Genomic DNA, 2,666 nt, shown 5'->3' with positions numbered 1-2,666 from the left:
GATGGCGCCGACGATGCGCGCGGCGACGGTCGGGCCATCCAGCCCGGTCACGATGCGCGCCGAGCCCTCGCCCGCGACGAATCGGCTGCGCCCGGCGCCGTCGCCGTCGCGCTCGACCTCGACGCGGCCGGGGCGCGAGAACTCGAAGAGCTGCGGCTCGACCATGGTGAGCACCGCCACCGGGTCGTGCGGCACGTTCCACTCCTCGTTCCAGAAGCGCCACCACTGCTCGATCTCGGCGACGAGGATCGCCCCGAGCTCGCCGGCCCCGCCGATGCGCCCGAGCTCCTCGCGGCGGATCTCGACCTGCCGCGTGGCCTCCAGGCCCGTGACCGTCATCGGGATGCCGGAGGCGAACACGACCTCGGCCGCGTGCGTGTCGCTGAGGAGGTTGTGCTCGGGCTCGTCGGTCGTGAAGGCGCCGCCCATGATCCAGAGGTGGCGTACGGCGGCGGCGAAGCGCGGATCGGCGACGATCGCCTCGGCGACGTTCGTGAGCGGTCCGATCGCGACGACGTCGATCTCCCCGGGGTTCGCGACGACCGTCTCGACCAGGAACGCCACGGCATCCGTCGCCTCGATCGACTCGCGCTGGAGGTCGTCGTAGAGGTCGCCCTCATGGCCGGCCCACCAGACCTCGCGGCCGGAGAGGGGATCGCGGCGACCGGCGTGGACCGGAACCTCGCGACCCGCGAGGCCGGCGAGGCGACGGGCGAGGCGCGCACGCAGCAGCGTGTCGCCGTAGACCGTGGTGATGCCGACGAGCTCGACCTCGGCCAGGCCGAGGAGCTGGCTGAGCGCCATCGCGTCGTCGACGTCGGTGCCGATGTCGGTGTCGAGGATGACTCGGTGGGCAGCACGCATGGCTGCACTCCTTTCGGTGGTGCGTGGACTCGTGCGGTCGCCGTGCGACCGCATCGATCACTTGATGCCGGTCGTGGAGACGGACTGGATGAAGTACCGCTGGAATCCGAGGATGATCGCGAGCGGGATGAGGATCAGGATCATGGAGGCCGCGAACAGCACGCCGTAGTCGACGGCGAACTGGCCCTGCAGGTTCGACAGCGCGACCGGTCCGACGATGTGGTCGCGGTCGGTGCCCATCAGCAAGGGCCAGACGTACGCCTGCCACTGGAACAGGAAGAGCATCAGGCCCGCGCCGATGAGCGCAGGCACCGACAGCGGCAGGTAGATGCGGCGGAACACGCCCCACCAGCCCAGGCCGTCGAGCCGGGCTGCTTCGACGAGCTCCTCCGGGATCGCGAGGAAGAACGTGCGCAGCAGGAAGATCGCCATGCCGTTTCCGAGGCCCGGCAGGATCAGGCCGAAGAACGTGTTCTGCAGGTTCCAGTCGCGGAACATGTCGGCCAGCGGAATGGCGATCGCGTCGAACGGGATGAGGAACGACAGGATGATCACCGAGAACATGAGGCCCCGGCCGCGGAAGCGGAACGCCGCGAGCCCGAACGCCGCCGTCGCGCAGATCGCGAGCCCGACGACGACCGTCACGAGGCTGATGAACAGCGAGTTGCCGATCGCACGGGCCAGGTCGGTGTCGAAGAGCGCCGCGTAGTTCTCGAAGGTCGGTGTCAGCGTGAAGAACGTCTGCCAGGTCAGCGGGTTCAGGTAGCTGAAGGTCTCATCCCCCGGCCGCAGCGAGTTCACGAACGACCACCACATCGGGATGAGGAACGCGAGCCCGACGACGGCGGCGGCGAACGCGGTGAAGGCGCGCATGACCCAGCGGCGCGGAGTGCGGCGGGTCCCGGCGAGTTGCATGACCACGGTCAGTCCTCCGACTTCAGCAGGCGGAACTGCACGGCCACGATCGCGATCGTGATGAGCACGAGGATGACGACCTCCGCCTGCGCGGTGTTCAGGTCGCCGAGCGTGTAGGCCCGGGTGAAGATGTCGTACATGAGCAGGTTCGTCGAACCCTCGGGTCCGCCCTTGGTGAGGATCTGGACCGGAGCGAAGACGAGGAGGTTCGAGACGGTGTCGGCCACGAGGACGAAGGCGAGCGGGCGCCGCACGAGCGGGAACGTGATCGTCCACAGCTGGCGCCATCCGGATGCCCCGTCGAGCGATGCGGCCTCGTAGTACGAGCTCGGGATGTCGTTGATCCCCGCGATGAGGAACATCATCCAGTAGCCGACGCCGATCCACGACAGCAGCACCATGATCGATGCGAGCGACTGCTGCGGCGAGGTGAGGAAGGGCTGGGCCGGGATGCCGAACAGGTCGAGGAACGCGTTCGCCAGGCCGTCGGGGCGGTAGATCACGCTCCAGATCACGGCTGAGACCGCCGGCGGCACCGCGATCGGCAGGATCACGAGCGAGCGCCAGAGCCTCGATCCCGCTGCGCGTCTGGTGTACAGCACCGCGAGCAGGAACGCCGTGGCGACCTGGAGCGGGTTGATCAGGATGGTGAAGAGCAGCGTGACGCCGACCGCGTTCTGGAAGTCGGGGTTCGTCGCGAGGTCGAGGTAGTTGCCCACGCCGACGAACTGCGTGCCGCCCAGGAGGCTGGTGCGGAACAGGCTGTCCCACAGCGCGACGGCGGCGGGCGCGAGCCGGAGCACGACGAGCGCGACGAGCGCGGGGGCGAGGAACGCCAGCGCGATCAACGCGGGGTGCTGCCGGAGCGGCCGCGGCGTGCGCGGCCC

Annotated in this window: 3 protein-coding genes; all 3 read right to left on the bottom strand. The window is 69.2% G+C overall.

The genetic code is table 11. From position 1 onward, the window contains the following. Window positions 1-864 (bottom strand): nucleoside hydrolase (locus tag ESO86_RS15170; protein ID WP_165307962.1); only part of this gene is annotated, 864 nt, incomplete at its 3' end. A 57-nt stretch (window positions 865-921) separates the two neighbouring features. Beyond that, window positions 922-1,779 carry a carbohydrate ABC transporter permease gene (locus ESO86_RS15165; protein WP_242492403.1) on the bottom strand — a complete coding sequence of 286 codons (858 nt, stop codon included), beginning with the start codon at window positions 1,777-1,779 and terminating at the stop codon, window positions 922-924. Window positions 1,780-1,787: 8 nt separating this feature from the next. Beyond that, window positions 1,788-2,666 (bottom strand): carbohydrate ABC transporter permease (locus tag ESO86_RS15160; protein ID WP_165307960.1); only part of this gene is annotated, 879 nt, incomplete at its 5' end.

It is taken from the genome of Agromyces binzhouensis, from assembly GCF_004135055.1.
GTDB lineage: Bacteria > Actinomycetota > Actinomycetes > Actinomycetales > Microbacteriaceae > Agromyces > Agromyces binzhouensis.
The sequence above is the reverse complement of the archived record's forward strand: the minus strand, read 5'-3'. Positions and strand labels throughout refer to the sequence as shown.